We start from the raw sequence: 504 nt of genomic DNA, 5'->3' as shown, positions 1-504 counted from the left end.
ATATTTTAGAGTATGTGACATCAGCGAATATCGCATGCGGATTTCATGCAGGAGATCCTAGTGTTATGCGAAAAACCGTCGCGCTTGCAGCAGAAAGAGGCGTGAAAATGGGTGCGCATCCGGGCTTGCCGGATTTACTCGGTTTTGGGCGCCGCAATATGGCGATTTCTCCTGAGGAAGCGTATGATCTTGTCGTTTATCAAATTGGCGCGCTCTCTGGCTTTCTAAAAGCAGAGGGACTTCACATGCAGCACGTCAAGCCGCATGGCGCTTTATACAATATGGCGGCAGTCGATCAAAAACTGTCGGATGCTATCGCGAAAGCTGTCTATAAGGTTGATCCCGGCCTGATTCTTTTCGGTCTTGCTGAGAGCGAGCTTGTAAAAGCGGGAGAACGGATCGGACTTCAGACCGCAAATGAAGTGTTCGCCGACAGAACATACCAATCGGACGGCACGCTGACACCGCGCTCCCAGCCGGACGCACTCATTGAAAGTGATGATG

The 504-nt window shown here is 51.0% G+C and carries 1 pseudogene; it reads left to right on the top strand.

Annotation, left to right across the window (positions count from 1 at the left end):
- Positions 1–504 (top strand): annotated as a pseudogene (pxpA, locus tag IEV86_RS18360) (5-oxoprolinase subunit PpxA); the annotation flags it as partial.

Source organism: Cellulomonas carbonis (assembly GCF_014636275.1).
Lineage (GTDB): Bacteria > Actinomycetota > Actinomycetes > Actinomycetales > Cellulomonadaceae > Actinotalea > Actinotalea carbonis.
This window is presented reverse-complemented; position numbering and strand designations above follow the sequence as displayed.